Below are 16,627 nucleotides of genomic sequence, written 5' to 3'. Positions count from 1 at the left end.
CGGGCGCACCCTGCTGACTAGCGAGGCTTCGACGCTCCTTTCAGCTGGTTTTCTTTTGTCAGCAACAAAAATAGACCCGTAGACCCTGATATCAAATCTATGTTTGTTAGCTGGAGAAGATAAGCTCGGGTACATGGCGGACCGAGGCTTTACTTTTCTCCCGGCACCATCGCACGACGCCGAGGTTGAGCGGGTTCTGGGGGCACTCGCCTCGGGAACCGCGAATCCAAGCACCCTTGAGTCCCAGGCGATTGATCTCAAAGAGGAAGCAGGCCGCCGCGAAGAGTCGCGCATTCTGCCGGGCGAGCCTCGCAGCGAGGTCGTCGCCAAACAGCTCGCAGCAGAGGCAGCTTGCTTGGGCAACACGCGAGGAGGCGGTGTCATCATCGTCGGTGTCGACGGCACGAACGGTGACCTCATCGGTGCCGTTAGTGATGTCAACTGGCTGCGCACACGCCTGTACCAGCTCACCGACGGCAAGGTGACCGCGGATATCCGAGTTGCCGATGTTTCGGGAGCCAGGCTGCTCGTAGTCGCCGTACCGCAGGCCGTCGAGCCCGTCCCGTTCGCCAGCAAGTACCGGCATCGACAAGGAACGTCCTGCGCTCCGATAACGGCAACCGAGCTGATGCAGGGGCTGTTCGTCGATGCTGCGGCCGATCCATCAAATCGCGAGTCCGGACTGTTGCTCCAAGGTGTGTCCGACGGTGCCGTGGCGTCGCTGCGGAGGCGGGTCATGGCGACCGACCGTTCCAAGGCGTCACTCGACCTGCGCGACCTCCTCGCGAGACTGGGCCTGCTCTATGGAGATTCAGACACGCTGAACCTTGCGGGCGAGATTCTGCTCGGCCGCCGAAGTTCGCCCGCCCTCGACTACATCCACCGAAGCGTGCCTGGCGGCCCGTCGGATGTGCGCGTCAATGTGCCCGGTCTGTCATTGCTCGAAGAACTTGACTTGGTGGAGGCTGAGTACGCACGCCACAACCCCTTCCGAGAGATGACCAGCGGCCTCGGTGTGATCAGGGTGCATGCCATCCCCGAACGTTCGCTACGTGAGGCGATTCTGAATGGGGTTTGCCACCGTGACTGGAACCAATCAGATCCCACAGTGATCGAGCACATCGGCAATCAGCTACGCGTCACCTCACCAGGAGGCTTCATCGGCGACGTGACCGCCGAGAACATCATCACCCACCCATCCCAACCGCGCTATCGCGCCCTGGTGAACGCATTTCGTCAGTTAGGCCTCGTGGAACAGGAAGGTGTGGGAGTCGACATGATGGTTGCCGACCTCATCAAGATTGGCAGCGATCCGCCGCTGATCGAGCTCACCGACAGGCCGGCCGTGCGAGCAGTCCTGAGCGGTCAGCCGGTGAATGCGGCCCGGTATCAGATCTTCACGGGCCTGCGACGCGCGACGGCCGACCAAACGGTGCCAACTGAAGATGCAGCTGACGATGTAGATGCAGCGTTGCTGGTATGGCGCGCAATGAACCCAGCGACCGCGTTTCTCACTGCGGAGTCATGCGCTCCGCTGTTGCAGCGGACACCCGCTGACGCGGCGCACGCATTGCGCCGCGTTGCTGGCTACCGAATCGCCGACGGTTTGCGGTTGCTGGTGCCAATCCCAGTCCCTCCAAACACCGCTGCAGCTTGGTGCCTCTCGCGTTCAGCACGCCGAGCCCTGCAAATCTCTCGGCCTCGTCACGAAGCAGCGACAGCATGGGTTCGGGAGCGGGGACGAATCTCCTCGGCGGAATACCAGATGATCGCCCAAGTCAGCCAACCGACCGCGAATACCCACCTCCGCATCGTTGCCTTGTCAGAAGGGCTCGTCCCGAGTTGGCCCTCGGGGCGCGGACCCGGTTTTCACTATCGATATCCGGGCCCCGAGGACGGCAACAAGCCCGAAGGAATGCCGCTGCCATTCGACGACTAATGCCAAGGCACGGGAACTCGCGCCCTGTGCGAGCATCCAAAGAAGAACTTCTCGACTCGAGGCGCACCAATGTTACTTTTGTGCGCCAAAAAAATAAACCTTAGCGGTAGCGGGCGGCGGGCCAACGGGCGGGGAGCTGCCAAGGGCGGCCGCTGAAGCGCCACTTGCTGGGCGGGCCGCCGTGCGCTGGAGCCGGGGCGGGACGGGGCCACAGCAGCTCGAGCGCGGCGACAATGGCGGCGGCTTCCTCCGCACTCGCCGTGGGTGAGATGGCCACGTGCGACGAGCTGATGACGGACCCTGTCACCCGTCGCTCACAGTGTCTTCGTGTTTCGCAGAGCTCGCTGTGTACATCTGTGACTCCGTCACAGTGGGATGTTGCCGTGCTTGCGGCGCGGCAGTTCCTCGCGCTTGGCACCGATCATGTCGTATGCGGAAATGACCTTCTGGCGGGTCTCCGCGGGATCGATGACCGCATCGATGATGCCGCGCTCGGCTGCGATGTAGGGGTTTGCGTACTTGCGGCTGTATTCCTCGACCAGCGCTGCCTTGCGGGCGTCCGGGTCGGCCGCCTGCTGCAGCTCGCGCCGGTGGAGGATCTCCACCGCTCCCTGCGGGCCCATCACGGCCAGCTCGGCGGTGGGCCAAGCGAAGCTGACGTCGCAGCCCACCGACTTGGAATCCATGACCACGTACGCACCGCCATAGGCCTTGCGGGTGATGACCTGCACCCGCGGCACGGTCGCCTCGCAGTAGGCGTACAGCAGCTTGGCGCCGTGGCGGATGATGCCGCCGTGCTCCTGGTCGACGCCGGGCAGGAAGCCGGGCACGTCCACGAACGTGAGCAGCGGGATATTGAAGGCATCGCAGAAGCGCACAAAGCGGGCGGCCTTCTCCGAGGACTCGATATCGAGCACGCCGGCCATCACCATCGGCTGATTGCCGACGACGCCGATCGAACGGCCGTTGAGCCGAGCGAAACCGCACACGATCGAGGCGGCCCAGGCGGCGTGGTACTCGAAGAACTCGCCGTCGTCGACGACGACGGCAATGATCTGCTTCATGTCGTAGGGCACGTTGGAGCTCTGCGGCATGAGGTCGCGCAGCTCCGAGCACAAGCGGTCGGCTTCGTCAGTGGGCTCGACGGTGGGCGGCGCATCCAGGTTGTTCGACGGCAGGAACGACAGCAGGTAGCGCACGTCGTCGAGCACTGCCTTCTCGTCGGCGGCCACGAACGTCGCCACGCCCGACTTGGTGCTGTGCGAGCCGGCGCCGCCGAGCTCTTCGAGGGTGACGTCCTCACCGGTGACGGTCTTGACCACGTCGGGTCCGGTGATGAACATGTGGCTGGAGTCGCGCACCATGAAGATGAAGTCGGTCATGGCGGGCGAGTAGACGGCGCCGCCGGCGCACGGCCCCATGATCACGCTGATCTGGGGGATGACGCCCGAGGCCAGCACGTTGCGGCGGAAGATGCCGCCGTAGCCGGCGAGGGAGACCACGCCTTCCTGGATGCGGGCGCCCGCCCCGTCGTTCAGGCCGACGATGGGAGCGCCGACCGATTCGGCAAGGTCCATGACCTTGTGGGTCTTCTCGGCGTACACCTCGCCGAGGGCGCCGCCGAAGACGGTGAAGTCCTGGCTGGCAACGAAGACCTTGCGGCCGTTGATGTTGCCCCAGCCGGTGATGATGCCGTCGGTGTAGGGGCGCTCTTCGAGGCCGACGTCGTGGGCCCGGTGGCGGGCGAGCATGTCGAGCTCGTGGAAGGTGCCTTGGTCGAAGAGGTACTCGATGCGCTCGCGGGCCAGCATCTTGCCCTTGTCGTGCTGCCGCTGGATGGCGCGCTCGGTGCCGGCGTTCAGCGCCTCGTCGCGACGGCGGGCCAGCTCTTCCAGCCGCTCGGCCATGGTCGGCTCAGACATCTGGCAGAGCCTACGAGATCACCTCCCGGCGAACCCGTTGGAGCCATCGGGCTCTCTCTCGCGTCGGCTGGGCAGCGGCGACTGGCCGCGATGTGCTCGTCTCCGTCGTTGGTTGATCGCTCATGCGGATCTGCTGCCCCGCTCCGTATCCGGCGCTTCGTCAGCCGCCGTCGGAGCCGATCCCGCTGGCGGGAAGGGCGATGCAAACCCGAGCGGCGACGCTGATCTTGCGGGGTTGAGTCACGGAGAGCTGGTGGACGTCGTGGTCAGCTTGGTCGCCGAGCGGGCACGCGTGGAGGGTCGATATCTGGCCGCTTTGGGCGAGCTTGCGACTCGCGACGGCGCTCAGGCAACGGCGTGGCAGCTGCGCGAGTACACCCGCATGAACTCTGCCCAGGCACGTTCGGAGTCCCGGTTGGCCGAAGGTCTTGCCGAGCACGACATGACCGCGACGGTGGAAGCCTTGCAGGCCGGGGAGATACAGATTTCGCACGCCAAGGTGATCGCCCGCGAAGCCCCCAAGCAGCCCCGTCGTAGCGAGGAGGAATTCCTGGAGCTCTGCCAGGCATACCCATCGGATGTCATCGCTCGGCACTCTCTCGCCTACCAGACCCAGCAGGTCTACGCCGACCTCGCGGCCGAGGCCGCAGCTGAGGGGCGCGAGCTGGATCCGATCGATGCCGAGCTCGCATTCCAACGCGCCGAGCGATCGGGTTCGATGCGCCTCGGCGACGACGGCATGTGGCACCTGCACGCAAAGCTGGATTTCATCGCAGGACGAGAGGTCAGCCAAGCGATCCAAGCCCAAGTGCGCGCAGCTCGCCAACGCGACGGCGCCGAAGACTTGACTCGTGCCCAGCTGACGGCCGACGCCGGCTGCGACCTGACGAGCGAGCACACCCAGGCCCACCACATCCAGTACTACGAACACGACGGTCTCACCGATATCCCAAATCTGGCGTCACTGTGTGAGCCCTGCCATCGGGACCTGCACCAACACCACTGGGCAATCGAAACTCCGCCGGACGGCCGCCCTCGAATGCAGCCACCCGGGAGACACCCAACCTCTACACCCCGATCGCCCCCGCCAACCTCAGCCGGAGCCCGCAGCCCATAGCCACACCCCAGACGGCGCCGGCCTCCGCACGACCCGTCGTTGCCAAGCCACGCAATTGGGAACTGCCTCTCCCAGACCTGCCTCGTCCAGGCACTTCGGAGAACCATTCATCTAGGGTTCAATCTGTCGCTCGCCCAGGTCATGGGCGAGAAGCGGTCGTCAAGGAGGGTTACGAGATGGAGAGTTCGAGCGCGTCCAGCACGTCGGTTCGGTCGCGGCACAAACAACTTGCCTCTGGCGTGTTCGCCTTCGAGGGCGATCCCGAAAACGATCTGAGCGTGAAGTACTCGGCGCGACTGATCCTGCAGTTCCTGCACGATCTTCACGACCTGAAGTACATCTTCCGAGATATCGGAACCCCGAGGAGCTGAAGTTCGACATCAAGAAGTGGCTGCAGTCGGGGAACGAGCCGTACCAAGTCGGCTATTTCAGCTTTCACGGCAGTCCTGGGGCGCTCTGGTTCCCCGACGGTCGCAAAGCAGCCGTGACGCTGGATGACCTTGCGGAATGGATCGGTGGACGGGCGCAGGGCCGCATCATCCACTTCGGTGCGTGCTCGGTGATGCGGTTAGGCAAAGTGCGGCTGGAGGACTTCCGGACGATGACCGGCGCCCGCGCCATTACCGGCTACCGCAAGGACATCCTCTGGGATGAGTCCCCGGCCTTCGAGCTACTCATGCTGAGCGCTCTGTGCCGTTTCCAGAAGCTGGGCAATGCCGAGAACTATCTGCGCAGGACTTTCGGTGGCTTGTGCGACCGGCTCGGTCTCGAGATCATTCGCTGAGCGCAGTGCCGTATGACGGTCACTCCTCCCAGACGTCCTCGTCATCACGACGATGTTGCTGGTTCGCCATCAAGAACGACTCCAGATCGCCCCAGGCGTCGGGCTCATTCAACGGCACTCGGTCGTATGCCTCGTACAGGCGGTCTATTTCGTCCTCGGACACCGTGGGCTCGGACACCCGTCGCAGGGTACGGCTCCGTTCCCGTGGGATCTGTGCGCGGGGGTGGGCCTAAGCTGCGGGCATGGAACTGGGGCCTGTTCATCACGTTTCGATCAACTGTGCCGACGTGGACGCCGCGGCGCCGTTCTACACCGACGTTCTCGGCATGAAGCAGCTGGATCGGCCGGACTTCGGCTTCAACGGGCGGTGGCTGCAGACTCCCGGCGGCGGCGAGGTGCACCTCATCGAGGTGCCCGACTGGGTGCCGCCGAAGGGCCAGCACTGGGCGTTCAAGGTGGACGACATCGACGCCACCGTGACAGAGCTGCGCGATGCAGGCGTGAGGGTCAAGGACCCCGTCCCTCTGCCAGGAACCACGGCGCGGCAAACGTTCTTCTTCGACCCGGCCGGCAACATGATCGAGCTGAACCAGCCCGCCTGAGAGGCCGCTCGGATAGTTCGCTGCTCGGGAAACGGCAGTCACGCTCTCTGCGCAAATTTGCCGTCTGTGGCGGCATTTCTGCACACAGTTGAGCCAGACGGGGCTGGCGAATATCGCCGCCAATCCGCTAGCGCTCTAGGTCACGGTCTCAATTCAGTCGGTGCGGTACGCCGCGAGATTCATCACGCGGTCGAAGAGTGCCCCGGCGCCGATCTGCTCGCAGAGGTTTTCGAAACCGCGGTGCGGGCCGCGCCACGCCAGCTCGTCCACGCTTTCTGACACCGGTGCATCCGTGCGGACGGTGGCGATGCGGCGGAACAGCAGGGCCAGATCACGCTCGGCAGCAAGCGTTGCCGCAAGGCCGGCGGCGCCTCGGACCTTGGGCACCCAGTCGGTGTGCGAGTCCGGAATTTCCTCGATGTGGCCGTAGTGCGACAACATCACCGATGTCGACTTGGCGCCCCAGCCGCGCAGGCCCGGAAAGCCGTCGGCGCTGTCGCCCACTAAGCCCAGATAGTCGGGGATCGACCCGGGGCTGACGCCGAACTTCGCTTCGACGCCGGTCGCGTCAATGACCTCATCGGGACGTCGATCCCACTGGACGACCTTGCCACCGACGCACTGGCCCAGGTCCTTGTCGGGCGTGCAGATGAACACCTGCTTGACACGGTCGTCGTCTGCGGCCATCGCGGCGCCCGCGGCCATGGCGTCATCGGCTTCGAATTCGATCATCGGCCACACAGCAACGCCCAGCAGGCACAGCGCTTCCTCGGTGGGATGGAACTGCGCCAGCAGATCCGGCTCGATGCCCGAACCGTCCTTGTAGCCGGGCCACAGGGCGTTGCGGAACGACTCCACGACGTGGTCCGTCGCCACTGCTACATGGGTGGCGCCGTACTCCAGCAGCATGACGATGTTGCCGAGTACCCCCCGCAGCGCCCCGACTTCGCTGCCATCAGCCGACGTGCGGCGGGGCACCGCGAAGAAATGCCGGAACAGCTCATAGGTGCCGTCGATCAGATGAACATCGAACTGTCCTCCGGCGGGCACGGCTCCCGGCGATGCCTCCATGGGCGCGACCCTACGAGGCAGCCAGCCAGGGCACCGCCGCCACAGCCCGCTCTAGAGTTGGCGCGGGTTCACCCTCGGGCGAGCCTGCTTGTGGACGGATGACACAGCAGACATCAGATCGGTAGAGACACCATGAAGGTTCCGTTTACTGTTTCCGACTTCCTGTACAGGGCCGAGAACGTCTACCCGGACCGGGTGGCGCTGGCCGACGAGCCTGAGGCGCCCGGCGGCGGGCTCGGCGAGATCACCTACGCACAGTTCGGCGAGCTGGTGCGCGCCCAGGCTGCCAAGCTGGACCAGCTCGGCATCGAGCACGGCGAGCGGGTCGCGATGGTGTCCCAGAACGCCGGACGGCTCATGACGTCGTTCTATGGCGTGTCGGGCTACGGCCGCATCTTCGTGCCGATCAACTTCCGCCTCAGCCACGACGAGATCAGCTACATCGTCGATCACTGCGGCGCCACGATGCTGCTGGTGGACCCCTCAATGGAGGACACCTGCAAGGACATCGACATCGAGCACTTCGTCGTGATGGGCACCGACGCCGACGACCAGATGTACGCGACTGGGGTCGAGCCGGCGCCCTGGACGCCCGACGAGGACATCACCGCCACCATCAACTACACCTCAGGCACCACCGCCCGCCCCAAGGGCGTGCAGCAGACGCACCGGGCGCTGTGGGTGAACGCCACCACGTTCGGCTGGCACTCCGGTGTGAGCGACCGTGACGTGTACCTGCACACGCTGCCGATGTTCCACTGCAACGGCTGGGGCATGCCCTACGCCGTCACTGGCATGGGCGGCAAGCACGTCGTGCAGCGCGAGGTGCGCGGCCCCGAGATCCTGCACCGCATCGAACAGCACGGCGTCACGCTCATGTGCGGCGCACCGGCAGTGGTGGCCGCAGTGCTCGACGCCGCGGCCGACTGGGAAGGCGAGATCCCCGGCAGCGGACGCGTACGGATGGTGGTGGCGGGCGCCCCGCCCCCCACGCGCACCATCGCCCGGATGGAAACCGAGCTGGGCTGGGAGTTCATCCAGATCTACGGCCTCACCGAGACGGCGCCACTGCTGACCATGAATCGCTGCCGGCACGAATGGGACGACTTCGATCCCGACGAGAAGGCTCGCAAGCTGAGCCGGGCGGGCGCTCCGGCAATTGGCGTCAAGATCGACGTCGACAACCAGGGCGAGATCCTGGCTCGGGCAAACGTCGTGCTCGAGGGCTATTGGGAGCAGCCCGTGGCAACCGCCGAAGCCATCACCGACGGCTGGTTCCACACCGGTGACGGCGGCACGATGGACTCAGAGCACCACGTCACCATCTCGGACCGCAAGAAGGACGTGATCATCACCGGCGGCGAGAACGTGTCCTCCATCGAGGTGGAGGACGTGCTGTTCAACCATCCGGCGGTGACCGAAGTGGCCGTGATCGGCGTGCCCGACGAGAAGTGGGGCGAGACCATCAAAGCGCTCGTGGTGATCGACGCTGCAGTTGACACAGTGACCGAGCGCGAACTCATCGATTTCTGCCGCGACCGGATGTCGCACTTCAAGTGCCCCACCAGCGTCGAGTTCCGCAAGGAATTGGCCCGCACGGCCACCGGCAAGCTGCAGAAGTTCAAGCTCCGTGCCCCCTACTGGGAAGGCATGGAGAAACTGATCAACTAACCGCCGCTAGAGGGGCTCGACGCCGCCTTCGGCTCGGCGGCGCTCGACGAAGTCGGTGAGCTCGGCCCGGATGGCGTCGTCCATCGGGGGCTCTTCGTAGTCGGCGAGCAGCTGCTTCCAGATGCGGTTCGCACGCTGGGTGGCGTCGAGCGCGCCGTCCTCGTACCACGTCTCGAAGTTGCGCCAGTCCGACAGCATCGGCTCGTAGAAAGCGGTGTCGTAGCGCTCCAGCGTGTGGGCGGCGCCGAAGAAATGGTTGGCCGGGCCGACCTCGGCGATGGCGTCGATGGCGAGCGAAGCGTCGTCGATGGAGATGGGCCGCAGCACCGCTCGCAGCATCTGGATCATCTCGGCGTCGATGATCACCTTCTCATAGGAGGCACACAGACCGCCCTCGAGCCAGCCCAGGCCGTGCAGCACGTAGTTGATGCCGCCGACCACGCATGCCCACAGCGACATCTGTGACTCGTAGGTGGCCTGCGCATCGGGAGCGTTGGAAGCGTTCGCATTCGAGGCACGCAGCGGCAGGCCATAGCGCCGTGCCAACTGGCCGCTGATGATGGTGGCCTTCACGTACTCGGGCGTGCCGAACGCCGGCGCCCCTGACCGCATGTCGACATTCGAAGTGAAGCTGCCGTACACCACCGGCACGCCCGGGTTCACGCACTGCGCCAGCGTGATGCCCGCCAGCGCCTCGGCATTCTGCAAGGTGAGCGCTCCGGCAATCGTGATCGGCGCCATCGCACCCGCCAGCGTGAACGGCGTGTACACGACCGGCTGGCCGTGCCGGGCCAGCTCGATGGCTCCTTCGAGCATCGGCCTGTCGTACACGAGCGGCGAGTTTGCATTTACGACCGTATGGATGGACGGCTCTCGCAGCAGCGTGTCATGGTCGATGCCGCGGGCGATGCGAGCGATCTCGATGGCGTCGCTGACACGGGTCCGGCCCAGCGAGTAGCAGAAGCCCGGCTTGGTCGACAGCGTGTACATGGCCGAGACCGCGTCCAGATGGCGGGTGCGCACTTCGAGATCGATCGGCTCGACGGAGTGGCCGGTACAGGTGTCGGCGGCATCCAGCTGCTCCTGCAAGCGCAGCATGTTGCAGTAGTCGATGTAGTTGCCCGTGACCCGGCCACGATCCAAGTCCGACACGTTCGGCGGGCTGCCAACCATGCCGAACACGACCCAGTCGTCGCCGAAGATGACGCTGTTGGCGGGGTCGCGCGCATGCAGTGTGAAGGTCGACGGCGCCAATGCCACCGATTCGGTGACCATTTCGGGCGGGAAGCGGACCCGCACGCCATCATCGGACGTCGCGCCCGCCGTGCGAAGGATCTCCACCGCTTCAGGCAGCAGGAAGTTCATGCCGATCTCGGACAGCACCCGCAGCGATGCATTGTGGATGCGCTCGACTTCGTCGGCGCTGATGAGTTCCAGCGGCTTGAAAATGTTGCGCGCCTGCTGCCGGGGTGCCGCAGCAGCCGCGACCGAGTCCTGTCGCCTACGGCCTCGACGCGTCATGTCGCCTCGCCACTGTGAGGAAGCGCTGAGTGGAAGCGCTCAGTGGAGGCGCTCACTGTCGTGAGCCGAATTGCACAGCTCACCATCTCAAACCGTACGGTCCTGTATGGAACGCGTCAAGGAAGGCTGCGCATCTCAGGAATGCAGTCCTGTGAGAATCGCTGTCCGCTCCTGCGCAGTTGGCGCGCGACCCACGTAGATCTCGAAGTAGTACGTGCAGGACTCGATCCTGGTCTCCATGGGCACCTCCACCTCGAGCTCGTACCAGCCCATCTGCAGGTAGTACATGGTGCGAGCCCGGTTCAGGGCCATCGTCGGGTCGGGAACCTCGGGAGACAGCATTGCCACGAACGCTTTGATCCGCCGCTCGTCGGCCGCCCGCAGGCGCTCCCACAATTCAGGATTGCTGCGCCCCCAATGACGCACCGCCACCTCGAGGTGCGGGTCGAAGCGTTCCATGCTCAGCCAGCAGCGCATCAAGGCGATGTAGCGCTCGATGATGCCGCCCTCGAGTGTCGCGGCGGCGATGATCGTCCCAGAGTTGGTCTCTTCCCAGACCTCGAGAAGCCGGGCCAGCAGGGCTTTGCGGTTCTCGAAATGCCAGTAGAAGCTGCCACGGGTGACGCCGAGCTTCTTGGCCAGTGGCAGGACCTTCACGGCACCGATGCCGTCGGCGACCAGTGTTTCCAGAGCTGTCTTCACCCAATCGTCAGCGCTCAGACGCACCCGTTCGGCCATCGGGTCACCCTAGCGAGCGCCTGACCGTTCGATAGTGGGACGTCCTATGGATTGACAAAGCGAGGACTCTTGGAGTCATCACTCTCACAATGCGTCTACGCTGGGGCTGTGCGGGTCTCCGAGCTGGCATCGGCGCACGCGGTGAGCGTTGACACGGTGCGCTACTACCAGAAGATCGGGGTCCTGCATCCGCCCACACGCCAAGGACGGGTGGCACAGTACGACGAGAGCCACAAGCGACGGCTCGGTGAGATCCGACGCCTATCCGAGGCGGGCTTCTCGCTGGCGCAGATTCGACGGCTCGGCGACGGCCACGACGATCCGATGCTGATTGCGCTGGGCGGACGCCACGGTGACACCCTGACCTTCGACAAGTTGGTGCAGCAGTCCGGGCTCGACCCAGAACTCGTCCGGCTGGCGACCGACACCGGCCTGGTGCGACCGCTGCGCAGGTCCGTGAGCAGTGGTGACGCGTCCTCGACTGCGGATGCCGGCGGTGCCGCGGACGACGCGCTCTACAGCACAGGCGCGCTGACGATGCTGCGCGCGGCCGCGGAGCTGCTCACCGCCAAAATGCCGCTTGACGATCTCATCGGCCTCGCGCTGCGGCACGCATCGAACATGGAAACTGTCGCTGCGGACGCGGTCGAGCTGTTCGCTGACCGCTTCGCAGACGTGCCCGCGGCGCAACGCGCCGATCTGGCCGCTCGCCTGATCCCGCTGGTCACCGATCTGGTGGCACAGCATTTCCGCGAAGCACTCGTCGAACACGCCACCGAACGGGTCCTGGCCGGCAGCGACCATGAATCGGTGGGACGTGCCCCCACGATGGTGACGGTGACAGGGCCGAGCGCACCCGCCGCAGCGGGGTTCCGCCGCGGCGCATCAGCGGGCCTGCGCGGCACCCCCACCCTGACATTGGAATGCCGGGAGCTGCCCGGTGCGCCCGATCCGCTGGAGGTGTTCGCCGCAGCCGAGGGGTCGCGACGGGTGTACTGGGCATGTCCCGACGACGATCTGGAGTTCTGTGCCCTCGGCAGCGTCTTCGAAGCCAGCGCTGAGGCGGGCGCTGGACGCTTCTCCTCCGTTGCCGAGGCGCTGGGCCTGCTGGATGTCACCGTGACTGGCGACAGCGGTCATCCGATCGGACCACTACTCGTCGGCGGCTTCTCGTTCAGCGCAGACCCGCCCGAGGCCCCTTCGGCGTGGGAGGCATTCGGCACAGGCGCCTTGACGCTGCCCGAGCTGCTCTTGGTGCGCCACGGCGGCCGGTCCTGGCTGACATCAGCGCCGGGCGCCAGCGTGTGGCCGGTCATGGCAGCCGTGCACAGCGCTGCGGACCCTGAACTCGCGGACACGGCAGCCAGCGATCTGAATGCGGCGGCACTTGCGTTGCTCGGCAGCAGCTATCAAGCCGACGACAGCTATGTCGCGCTCGTGCGGCGCGCCCTGCGCAGGATCGCCGAGGGAGGGCTCGACAAGGTCGTGACGGCTCGCGAGCTGCGCATAGCGTCGCGCCTCGAGCCCATCGCAGTGCTCGACCGGCTGCGGACGCGATATCCGTCCTGCGCGTCGTTCGCATTCGGACGCGGGTCGCAGACGTTCTTCGGCGCCACGCCTGAACGGCTGGTGCAATTCGACGGCACACGGCTGCACACCGATGCCCTGGCCGGCTCGCGGCCCCGCCACGGCGATCCGGCACGAGACCGGGAACTCGGGGCCGAAATGCAACGCGATCCCAAGGAGCTGACCGAGCACGCGATGGTGGTCACCGACGTGCGCGACACGCTGCGTGCGTGCGGTGTGGCGCTCGATCCCCCCTCGCCGACCGGCGTCATGGAGCTGGCGCGCATCATGCACCTGCATACGCCGATCACCGGACGTGTCACGGCGGGCTCAACGGTGCTGGAACTCGTGGGCGCACTGCATCCGACGGCGGCGGTCGCGGGACTTCCACGGCGCATTGCCCGCCACTGGATTGAGCAGCACGAAGGCTTCGACCGTGGCTGGTACGCAGCGCCGGTCGGCTGGACGACGCTGGACGGGAACGGCGAGTTTCGCGTTGCACTGCGCTGCGCGCTGACTGGTCCGACCGAATCCAGGTTGTTCGCGGGCGGTGGCATCGTGACTGGCGCAGATCCGAGCGCTGAACTGGCCGAGACCGCTACCAAGCTCGAAGCCCTCCTGTACGCGCTCGAAGGCGACTGAACCGCGGTATGCGGATCTCCGAGCACGATTCTGCGTACGTGGCCTGCCGCTCGCTGTGCGAGGGGCTGGTCGCAGCCGGCGTCACCGATGCGGTGGTGTGCCCGGGTTCGCGGTCGATGCCGCTGGCGCTCACCGTCGACGCCACTGCCGGGTTGCGAACCTGGGTCAGGATCGACGAACGTTCAGCTGGCTTCTTCGCGCTCGGGCTGGCGAAGGGCTCCGGGAAACCGACGGTGCTGGTGTGCACGTCGGGCACCGCAGCGGCCAACTACCTGCCGGCGGCCGTCGAGGCGCACTACTCGGGTGTGCCGCTGGTGGTGCTGACCGCCGATCGGCCGCCGGAGCTGCGCGGCTGGGGAGCCGATCAGACCATTGACCAGCACTCGCTGTATGGCAGCCATGTGCGCTGGTTCTGCGAGACCCCGGTACCTTCGGAGTTGCCGCCGTCCCAAGCCCAGCGCTGGTTCGCGCTGGCCGCAGCCCGGGCGGCAGAACAGGCAACCGGGCTGAGCCCCGGCCCGGTACACCTCAACGTGCCGTTCCGGGAACCGCTGGAGCCGGAGCCGGTTGCGATTGCGGTTGCGCCGAGCGAAGGCCTGGAAACGGCGCAGGACTACGTCGTGCGCTCTCCCCGGGACGTCTCCGCGACGTCATCAGCCGGTACTGACGCGCTCGTGGATTTCGCTGACGCGCACGAGCGCGGGGTCGTGGTAGCAGGGCCGATGCATGACGGCGCTCTTTGGGCTGATGCGGTCGCGGAGTTCTGCAGGCGCAGCGGATGGCCCCTGCTGGCCGAGCCGTGCTCGCAGTTGCGCCGGGAGCTGCCCGGCGTCGTCGTCACGAATCATCACGACGTGTTGCTCCGGACGACATGGGCTGAGGCCGAGCCGCCCGGAGCAGTGCTGCGCGTCGGCGGAGCGCCCACATGCAAGCCGTTGCGGCTGTGGATTGAGCGGCATCGTCCGGCGCTTGCACTGGTTGACCCGGCGCGCAGCTGGACCGATGCCAGCTTCAGCGTCTCGTTGCACCTGGGGGTGGGGCCCGACGTATTGGCCGAAGCGGCCGGACAGCTGTCCGGGTTCGGGTCCGGGTGGGCGCGGCGATGGGCCGACGCCGACGCACGCGCAGCCGCTGCGATTGACGGCGTGCTCGATGCTGAACCCTTGCTGGAAGCGGGCGTGGCTCGGCAACTGGGACGGAGCCTGCCCGCGGGCCATGCGCTGTACGTGTCGAACTCGATGCCGGTTCGAGACGTCGACACCTACCTGCGTGCTCGCCCCGAACCGTTGGCAGTGCACGCCAGCCGGGGCGCCAGCGGCATCGACGGCGTGATCTCGGCAGCGTCCGGGGTGGCGGCGTCGGGCACGCCCACCACCGTGCTGGTCGGGGATCTGGCATTCCGTCACGATCTCGGCGGCCTGGTGGGAGCGTTCGATCCAGCGCCCGCGCCGATCGACCTCACGGTCATTGTGGTCGACAACGGCGGCGGGACGATCTTTTCGTTCCTGCCCGCGTACGGGGTTGTCGACGCTGACGCATTTGATCGTCTGATGACGACGACGCCCGCTCGTCGCAGTGCAGAACTCGCCGGCGGGCTGGCAGCCGCCGTGGGCTTCGAGCACCACCACGTTGCGTCATGTGCTCAGCTGCATGACCTGCTGGCTGCGACCCAGTCGGGCCGCGGCGTACGCGTCATCACGATCGACATCGACCCAGACGCCAACCGCGACCAGCACCGTCGCCTCGCTGCTGCCGTCGATGTGGCTGCGGCGGGCGCCGAACCGGGTTCGCAGTGACATCTGCGCCCAGAGCGCTGCAGCTCGCCACCACGGTCGCCGGCAGCGGGGCACCAGTCATCGTGATTCACGGATTCACCGGCAGTGCCGCTGCGATGGCGCCATTGGTGGACCGGCTTGAGGGCTACCGGCGCGTCGCGGTGGACCTCGTCGGGCACGGCCGCAGCCCATCACCGCCAGATCTGCCGCCCTACAGCCTTGAGGCCACGGCCGAATCGCTCGCCGAACTGGCGGCCGCGGCGCCCGATGGACCGTGCCACTTCGTCGGCTACTCGATGGGCGGCCGAGCGGCACTCGCGCTGGCCCGTTCGCACCCGGAGGTGTGCCGCTCGCTCAGCCTCATCAGTGCCACCGCAGGGCTCGCCGATGCCGGCGAACGCGCTCAGCGCCGCGAGGCTGACGCCGATCTCGCCGACCGGATCGGCCAGCACGGCCTGACCCGGTTCGTGGACGACTGGGTTGCCCTGCCGATGTGGCACACGCTGCGCGCTCGCCTCGACCTCGACGAGTGGGACGCCTCGATCCGCCAGCGCCGACAGAGCAACCCCGCGGGTCTGGCGAACTCGCTGCGCGCGGCGGGAACCGGCTCGATGACGCCGCTGTGGGATCAGTTGGTTGGCATTGCGGTACCGACACTGGTGGTGTGCGGCAAACTGGACGCCAAGTTCGTCACGACCGGCCGCAAGCTGGCCAGCCTGCTTCCCGACAGTGAACTCGTCGTGCTGGATGGCGCAGGGCATGCCGTCCATCTCGAAGACCCTGATCGCTGCGCAGCGGCTATCCGCCAGCACCTCGACGCTCACTGACCCCGGGCACTGCAAGGGGAGCGGGCAACTCAAAGGCGCCGGGCAACAGCTCACCGGCTGTGGTGTGCTCGTTCACGACGCAATCTGGACCACCGGCCTCGTGCAGCAGCTGCCGGCAGCGGCCGCAGGGGGCAAGCAAGTTGCCGTCAGGATCGGTCACCATCACCGCGACAAGGCGACCGCCACCGCTGCGATGCAGGTCGCTGACCATGCCGCATTCCGCGCACAGTGTCAGCCCATAGGACGCGTTCTCGACGTTGCATCCGGACACGATTCGCCCATCGTCGACGAGACCGGCCGCTCCTACAGAGAAGTTCGAATACGGCGCGTACGCCATGCGGGACGCGTCTTGGGCTGCGGTACGCAACTCAGCCCACGGGACGTCGATTTCTCTCGGCATCGGTGGTGCGCCTCCCCCCTCGGATGGTCGATGAGGGTATGCCTCGCAGAAA

Annotated in this window: 15 protein-coding genes; 9 read left to right on the top strand and 6 right to left on the bottom strand. The window is 66.2% G+C overall.

Features of this window, described 5'->3' with window-relative positions; genetic code table 11:
• The first annotated feature begins 133 nt into the window (after positions 1–133).
• Positions 134–1,939: an ATP-binding protein gene (locus ACPXYO_RS02510; RefSeq protein WP_423916382.1), complete on the top strand. Its 1,806-nt coding sequence runs from the start codon at positions 134–136 to the stop codon at positions 1,937–1,939.
• Between the two features lie 365 nt (positions 1,940–2,304).
• Here ACPXYO_RS02510 and ACPXYO_RS02505 read toward each other — a convergent pair whose 3' ends face one another.
• Positions 2,305–3,846, bottom strand: coding sequence for an acyl-CoA carboxylase subunit beta (locus ACPXYO_RS02505; RefSeq protein ID WP_423918639.1), 1,542 nt, complete (start codon positions 3,844–3,846; stop codon positions 2,305–2,307).
• 127 nt (positions 3,847–3,973) lie between these two features.
• Between ACPXYO_RS02505 and ACPXYO_RS02500 the strand changes: the two genes are divergently transcribed.
• From ACPXYO_RS02500 to ACPXYO_RS02490, 3 genes are all read left to right on the top strand, one after another.
• The gene (locus tag ACPXYO_RS02500) at positions 3,974–4,978 is read left to right on the top strand and encodes an HNH endonuclease signature motif containing protein (protein WP_423916380.1); all 1,005 of its coding nucleotides are present in this window, start codon (positions 3,974–3,976) and stop codon (positions 4,976–4,978) included.
• A 176-nt stretch (positions 4,979–5,154) separates the two neighbouring features.
• On the top strand, positions 5,155–5,349 hold the full coding sequence (locus ACPXYO_RS02495; protein WP_423916379.1) for a hypothetical protein: 195 nt from the start codon (positions 5,155–5,157) through the stop codon (positions 5,347–5,349).
• Positions 5,346–5,762 carry a DUF6642 family protein gene (locus ACPXYO_RS02490; protein WP_423918637.1) on the top strand — a complete coding sequence of 139 codons (417 nt, stop codon included), beginning with the start codon at positions 5,346–5,348 and terminating at the stop codon, positions 5,760–5,762. The genes ACPXYO_RS02495 and ACPXYO_RS02490 overlap by 4 nt, the downstream gene beginning before the upstream one ends.
• Before the next feature lie 19 nt (positions 5,763–5,781).
• On the opposite strand, the gene ACPXYO_RS02485 is transcribed toward ACPXYO_RS02490, so the two are convergent.
• Positions 5,782–5,940 carry a hypothetical protein gene (locus ACPXYO_RS02485; RefSeq protein ID WP_423916377.1) on the bottom strand — a complete coding sequence of 53 codons (159 nt, stop codon included), beginning with the start codon at positions 5,938–5,940 and terminating at the stop codon, positions 5,782–5,784.
• Between the two features lie 64 nt (positions 5,941–6,004).
• Here ACPXYO_RS02485 and ACPXYO_RS02480 point away from each other — a divergent pair, with 64 nt between their 5' ends.
• Positions 6,005–6,364 (top strand): VOC family protein, encoded by a 360-nt coding sequence (locus ACPXYO_RS02480; RefSeq protein ID WP_423916375.1) that lies wholly within the window; start codon positions 6,005–6,007, stop codon positions 6,362–6,364.
• A gap of 153 nt (positions 6,365–6,517) precedes the next feature.
• On the opposite strand, the gene ACPXYO_RS02475 is transcribed toward ACPXYO_RS02480, so the two are convergent.
• A complete protein-coding gene (locus tag ACPXYO_RS02475) occupies positions 6,518–7,435 on the bottom strand; it encodes a 5'-3' exonuclease (protein WP_423916373.1) in 918 nt (305 codons plus the stop codon).
• A gap of 132 nt (positions 7,436–7,567) precedes the next feature.
• Between ACPXYO_RS02475 and ACPXYO_RS02470 the strand changes: the two genes are divergently transcribed.
• Complete coding sequence (locus ACPXYO_RS02470) at positions 7,568–9,106, top strand: AMP-binding protein (RefSeq protein WP_423916371.1); 1,539 nt, start codon at positions 7,568–7,570, stop codon at positions 9,104–9,106.
• A gap of 6 nt (positions 9,107–9,112) precedes the next feature.
• Here the strand turns inward: ACPXYO_RS02470 and ACPXYO_RS02465 are convergent, their stop codons facing one another.
• Together ACPXYO_RS02465 and ACPXYO_RS02460 are read right to left on the bottom strand one after the other, a co-directional pair.
• The gene (locus ACPXYO_RS02465) at positions 9,113–10,627 is read right to left on the bottom strand and encodes a trimethylamine methyltransferase family protein (protein WP_423916370.1); all 1,515 of its coding nucleotides are present in this window, start codon (positions 10,625–10,627) and stop codon (positions 9,113–9,115) included.
• Between the two features lie 135 nt (positions 10,628–10,762).
• Positions 10,763–11,365, bottom strand: a complete 603-nt coding sequence (locus tag ACPXYO_RS02460; RefSeq protein WP_423916368.1) for a TetR family transcriptional regulator — start codon at positions 11,363–11,365, stop codon at positions 10,763–10,765.
• Positions 11,366–11,473: 108 nt separating this feature from the next.
• On the opposite strand from ACPXYO_RS02460, the gene ACPXYO_RS02455 reads away from it, so the two are divergent.
• Genes ACPXYO_RS02455 through menH form a run of 3 tightly spaced genes read left to right on the top strand, consistent with a single transcriptional unit; the run spans position 11,474 to position 16,175 of the window.
• The gene (locus ACPXYO_RS02455) at positions 11,474–13,573 is read left to right on the top strand and encodes an isochorismate synthase (protein WP_423916367.1); all 2,100 of its coding nucleotides are present in this window, start codon (positions 11,474–11,476) and stop codon (positions 13,571–13,573) included.
• 8 nt (positions 13,574–13,581) lie between these two features.
• A complete protein-coding gene (gene menD / locus ACPXYO_RS02450; RefSeq protein ID WP_423916365.1) occupies positions 13,582–15,369 on the top strand; it encodes a 2-succinyl-5-enolpyruvyl-6-hydroxy-3-cyclohexene-1-carboxylic-acid synthase in 1,788 nt (595 codons plus the stop codon).
• Complete coding sequence (gene menH / locus ACPXYO_RS02445; protein WP_423916363.1) at positions 15,366–16,175, top strand: 2-succinyl-6-hydroxy-2,4-cyclohexadiene-1-carboxylate synthase; 810 nt, start codon at positions 15,366–15,368, stop codon at positions 16,173–16,175. Before menD ends, menH begins: the two co-directional genes overlap by 4 nt.
• Here menH and ACPXYO_RS02440 read toward each other — a convergent pair.
• Positions 16,147–16,575: a cytidine deaminase gene (locus ACPXYO_RS02440; RefSeq protein WP_423916361.1), complete on the bottom strand. Its 429-nt coding sequence runs from the start codon at positions 16,573–16,575 to the stop codon at positions 16,147–16,149. The genes menH and ACPXYO_RS02440 overlap by 29 nt on opposite strands.
• Between the last annotated feature and the right edge of the window lie 52 nt (positions 16,576–16,627).

It is taken from the genome of Candidatus Poriferisodalis sp. (assembly GCF_965237655.1).
Taxonomy (GTDB): domain Bacteria; phylum Actinomycetota; class Acidimicrobiia; order Acidimicrobiales; family Poriferisodalaceae; genus Poriferisodalis.
This window is presented reverse-complemented; position numbering and strand designations above follow the sequence as displayed.